Annotated in this window: 4 protein-coding genes and 1 pseudogene; 3 read left to right on the plus strand and 2 right to left on the minus strand. The window is 70.3% G+C overall.

Annotated elements, in window-relative coordinates; genetic code table 11:
- Positions 1–666, minus strand: a pseudogene (locus ACWEN3_RS40830) (cupin); the annotation flags it as partial.
- Positions 660–1,592, minus strand: coding sequence for a DUF6807 domain-containing protein (locus ACWEN3_RS40835; protein ID WP_452982094.1), 933 nt, complete (start codon positions 1,590–1,592; stop codon positions 660–662). The pseudogene ACWEN3_RS40830 and the gene ACWEN3_RS40835, both read right to left, overlap by 7 nt.
- A 239-nt stretch (positions 1,593–1,831) precedes the next feature.
- Between ACWEN3_RS40835 and ACWEN3_RS40840 the strand changes: the two genes are divergently transcribed.
- The 3 genes from ACWEN3_RS40840 to ACWEN3_RS40850 all read left to right on the plus strand — a co-directional run.
- On the plus strand, positions 1,832–3,037 hold the full coding sequence (locus ACWEN3_RS40840; RefSeq protein WP_452982097.1) for a hypothetical protein: 1,206 nt from the start codon (positions 1,832–1,834) through the stop codon (positions 3,035–3,037).
- A 212-nt stretch (positions 3,038–3,249) separates the two neighbouring features.
- Positions 3,250–4,935 carry an aa3-type cytochrome oxidase subunit I gene (gene ctaD, locus ACWEN3_RS40845; RefSeq protein ID WP_452982100.1) on the plus strand — a complete coding sequence of 562 codons (1,686 nt, stop codon included), beginning with the start codon at positions 3,250–3,252 and terminating at the stop codon, positions 4,933–4,935.
- 19 nt (positions 4,936–4,954) lie between these two features.
- A partial coding sequence (locus ACWEN3_RS40850) for a cytochrome C oxidase subunit I (protein ID WP_452982103.1) occupies positions 4,955–5,213 on the plus strand: 259 nt, incomplete at its 3' end.

Below are 5,213 nucleotides of genomic sequence, written 5' to 3' on the forward strand. Positions count from 1 at the left end.
GTACGCCGTGGCCTCGGAGAGGACGCCGGGGCGCCCGCCTCCAGCGCGTCGAGCTGCGCCCCTGTGCGCTCGGCGGCGGCCGGGGCACCCGCCCGCCACAGGGCGCGCCAGGTGGGAACGTCGGCGCGCACCGGGAAGGCGGCGGGCCCGCTGGAACTCCCGGTAGGGACCGCCCTCCCCGGCGACCAGGGCCTCGCGCAGGGCGAGATACCCCGTCACGGCGAGGTCCCGGCGGCACCGGGCCGCCGTCTCGGTCTCCGGGCCCGTGCCGGGCGACAGGGCGGCCGGGGCGGCGTAGCGCTCGGGGTCGGCGAGCACCTCGGGCGGGAAGGTGAACACGGCGTCCCCGGCCTCGGGCAGGCCGCTGTTCCGCATCAGCACGGTGACGCGCAGATCGCCGCCCTGCACCATGCGGCGCACGGTGCCCGGCGTGAACCAGGCGACTGAGCCGGGCCGCGGCGGGATGTCCCGGTGGCCGTCCGGGCCGAGGGTCTGCACCGCGCCCGGCCGCCGGTGACCACGTACGCCTCCGTGACCACCAGGTGCAGATGCGGGCTGCCGCCGCGCATGCCGCCCGCGGCCTCCCAGTCGTGGGCGCTCAGGTGGGACAGGCCGACCCGCGCCGGGCAGCGGGTGGGGCAGGGCCGGTTTCGGTCCGTTCACCACGGCAGGCCCTCCAGATGGCCGGCGACCCGGTCCCGGTCCCAGGCCCCGTCGGCGATCACGATCCGGTAGCGGTAGGCGAAGCTCTCCCCCGGCGGCAGCCGGAACTCCTCGAAGAAGGCCCAGGAGAACGCGACGGCCGGAATCGGTGTGGAGCGCACGAACCAGTGGGAGGCGTGCACGGCGGACCCCTCGTCCAGGTTCTCCGGTGCGTGCGCGAAGACGAGCGTGGAGTGTCCGTCGACCTCGTCGTGTTCGGTGGTGAAGGCCAGCCACGGACCCTGACTGCCCATCAACTCCGTTGCACCCTGTCCGGATTCGGAGTCTGGGCCGAACACATCGCCGCCCGCGAAGTCGCGTGGCCCGCGCCACTGCAACCCGGTGTACCCGGCCATCTCACGGCCCGCGGTGGTGGGCGAGCCGAACACCAGCGTCCGGTCGTGGATGTTGGTGAGCCGGATCGACCAGTCCAGCGCCCAGGCGCCGGCCCGCTCGTCCACCGAGTGCACGGCGATGCCGCGCTCCTCACGGGCCCACTCCCGGCCGCCGTGCTCGATCCAGGTCAACTCCTCGGCGAGGACAAGTCGTTCACCGTCGACGGCAAGGCCGGTGAAGCCGTCGTGCCGCATCGAGCCCACCCGGTCGGGCAGGGCCAGGTAACCCCGGCCGTGGACATAGGAGTTGCCGCCCCAGAAGTTCCGCCCCGACAGGTGGCTGGCCGTCATCTGCACGCCCTTGTGCCAGCGGTGGTCGTTCGGCCGGTATCCGGTCACCGTGCGGCCGGAGAGGGTGCGCAGCGGGTGGGCATAGGGTTTGCGGGCTTCGAAGGGGTCCGGGTCGGGCCAATACACGTAACGCAGGATCTCGGTGCCGTTCGCCGCCTCGACCCCGACGTACTCGCCGTGGACGTGATGAACCCGCATACCCATGCAGCCCCCTCGGCATCGCGAACGGCGACCAGAAAGCGCTTGCCCCCAACAGAAGCGACCCTAGGGGCGTGGCGACGGCCGGGACAACCCCGCACGCCCGAACCGTCCCGCCGGGAAGAATGCGCGTGAAACTCGAAGGAGCATCCAGGTCGGCACTCCCTCCGAGAACCCGGACCGGTGCGTCCGGGAACCGGCGTGGTGCCGTTGCGCGGGGGCGCGGGGACGATCAAGGTCGGAGCGTGCGTACGTTCTCCCCGCAGCGTCGTGACTTCCCGGCCCACGAGGGGCCCGGTACGTCGGGTCCGAGCGAGCGCGGACGGTGGGCGTGCCCACCGGGTGTGCTGCCGGCGCTCGCCCTTTTCGCGGCGATCCGGCTGACCGGGGCGGCCCTGGTCGTCATGGTGGACCGGCTCACCGGTCGCCCGACGCTCAAGGGCCTCGCTCACGCCTGGGACTCGGTCTGGTACCTGCACATCGCGACCCACGGCTACGGCACCCTGCTGCACATCTCGCCGTCCGGCACGGTCCAGACCGACTGGGCGTTCTTCCCCCTGTATCCGGGACTCATCCGGGCCACGTCCGCGATCCTGCCGCTCTCCCCGGCCGAGTCGGCTCTGCTGATCGCCTGGAGCGCGACCGCGCTGGCCGCGTCCGGCGTGTACGCGATCGGCCACCACTTCCACGGACGGGCGGTCGCCACCGCCATGGTCGTCCTGTGGGCCGCGCTGCCGCACTCGATCGTCCTCACCCTCGCCTACACCGAGCCCCTCTTCACCGCGCTCGCCGTCTGGTCCCTGTACGCCGTCGTCAGGGACCGCTGGCTGCTGGCCGGGGCCCTGGCCGGGCTGGCGGGCCTGACCCGGCCGAACGGCATCGCCGCGGCGGCGGCCGTGATCGGCGCGGCGGCCTGGGAGGTCGTACGCCGTCAGGGGCGCGTCTCCCCCGGTCTGTGGGCCGACGCCTGCCTGGCCCCGCTCGGCTGGACGGGTTTTCTGCTCTGGGTGGGACACCGCACCGGTGATCCGCTGCGCGGCTACTTCCAGGTGCAGAGCGCCTGGGAGTCCCGCTTCGACCTCGGCACCGGGACCCTGCACTTCCTGTGGTCGCTGCCCTGGTACGCCGACGGCGTCATCTACCCCGTCGCCCTGCTGACCGTCGCGGCGGGCATCCTGATGTTCTGTCTGCTGTGCGTGGACCGTGCGCCGCTGGTGCTGGTGGTCTACACCGCCGCCCTGCTGCTGCCGGTCGTGGCGGTCTCCGGCCCCTTCGAGTCCAAGCCGCGGTTCCTGCTGCCGGCGTTCCCGCTGCTCATTCCGGCGGCCGGTGCCGTCGTACGGGAGTGGCGCGCCAGGCCCGCCCGGACCCGGACGGTGGGCGCGGTCCTCACCGCCGTGTCCCTCTGCTACGGCGCCTATCTGGCCACGTTCGCCAACCACTCCCCGTGAGCCGCTCCGTGCGGGAGGGCCGGTCCGCCGATGACGCCGCTCCGTGCCGGCGCCCAATCGCCCCCGGCGGATACGCGGTTGCTCCATTCGGGTGCGAGCGTCATCCGATCGGCCGCGTCTCAGTCGCTCCCGGCTTCGGGCGCGTCCTCCGCACCGCGAGGATGGCGGGTGACTGACTGGGCGAACCGCAAGCGCCGGGAGACATACGAGCTGTGAGCATTCTGAACGAGCCCAAGGGGCCGGCCGACACCTACGACAGCGAGTTGCCGGTCAGGCGCAAGCAGCCCGGCAATGTCGTGGTGAAGTGGCTGACGACCACCGACCACAAGACGATCGGCACGCTCTACCTCGGGACGTCCTTCGCGTTCTTCCTGATCGGTGGCGTGATGGCGCTCATCATGCGCGCCGAACTGGCGCGGCCGGGCCTGCAGATCGTCTCCAAGGAGCAGTTCAACCAGCTCTTCACGATGCACGGCACGATCATGCTGCTGATGTTCGCGACACCGCTGTTCGCCGGATTCACGAACTGGATCATGCCGCTGCAGATCGGCGCGCCCGACGTGGCGTTCCCGCGGCTGAACATGTTCGCCTACTGGCTCTACCTGTTCGGCTCGCTCGTCGCCGTGGCCGGCTTTCTCACCCCTGACGGCGCGGCCGACTTCGGCTGGTTCGCCTACTCCCCGCTGACGGACGTGGTCCATTCACCGGGGCTCGGCTCCGACCTGTGGATCATGGGTCTGGCATTCTCCGGCTTCGGCACCATCCTCGGTTCGGTCAACTTCATCACCACCATCATCTGCATGCGCGCTCCGGGCCTGACCATGTTCCGCATGCCGATCTTCGTCTGGAACGTGCTGCTGACCGCCGTCCTGGCCATCATGGTGTTCCCGGTCCTGGCGGCCGCGCTGTTCGCCCTGGAGGCGGACCGCAAGTTCGGCGCCCACGTCTTCGACTCCGCCAACGGCGGAGCCCTGTTGTGGCAGCACCTCTTCTGGTTCTTCGGCCATCCGGAGGTGTACATCATCGCCCTGCCGTTCTTCGGCATCATCTCCGAAGTGATCCCGGTGTTCTCCCGCAAGCCGATGTTCGGCTACATGGGCCTGATCGCCGCGACCATCTCCATCGCCGGCCTCTCGGCGACGGTGTGGGCGCATCACATGTACGTCACCGGCGGCGTGCTGCTGCCCTTCTTCGCCTTCATGACGTTCCTGATCGCCGTCCCGACCGGCGTGAAGTTCTTCAACTGGATCGGCACGATGTGGAAGGGCTCCCTGTCCTTCGAGACACCGATGCTGTGGGCCGCGGGCTTCCTCGTCACGTTCCTCTTCGGCGGCCTGACCGGTGTCATCCTGGCCTCGCCGCCGATGGACTTCCACGTCTCCGACTCGTATTTCGTGGTGGCCCACTTCCACTACGTGGTGTTCGGGACGGTCGTCTTCGCGATGTTCTGCGGCTTCCACTTCTGGTGGCCGAAGATGACGGGCAAGATGCTCGACGAGCGCCTGGGCAAGATGACCTTCTGGACGCTGTTCATCGGCTTCCACACCACCTTCCTGGTGCAGCACTGGCTGGGCGCCGAAGGCATGCCGCGTCGTTACGCCGACTACCTCGCGTCCGACGGCTTCACCACCCTGAACACGGTCTCCACGATCGGTTCCTTCCTGCTCGGGCTGTCGATGCTGCCGTTCCTCTACAACGTGTGGAAGACGGCCAGGTACGGCAAGCCGGTCGGCGTGGACGACCCGTGGGGCTACGGCCGTTCGCTGGAGTGGGCGACCTCCTGCCCGCCGCCGCGGCACAACTTCCTCACCCTGCCGCGGATCCGCAGTGAATCCCCGGCGTTCGACCTCCACCACCCCGACATCGCGCTGGCCGAGGCCGAGGCCCACGGCGTGTGACGACCGACCGAGGACAGCGGTGACCGAACCGACGAAGCAGGGGGCCGGCGGGGGACTCGCGAACGAAGTGGAGGGATACCTGCTGTGGCAGGCCCGGGTCGCGGAGGCGGAGCAGCGCGCGCGGGAGTTCGTCCGGCCGATGGACTGGCTGACGACCGCACAGCGTACGGAGATCGAGCAGCACTACGTCGCGGAGAGCCTGCGCCGCGCCCAGCAGGACCTGGAACGCATCGCGGCACGGTGCGTGTCCCTGCGTGCCGAGTACGAGCAGCGCTACC

It is taken from the genome of Streptomyces sp. NPDC004561 (assembly GCF_053602155.1).

Bases quoted from the DNA above. Each gene is read 5' to 3' on its own strand.
- ACWEN3_RS40835 (WP_452982094.1), bottom strand. From the start codon at position 1,592: ATGGGTATGCGGGTTCATCACGTCCACGGCGAGTACGTCGGGGTCGAG.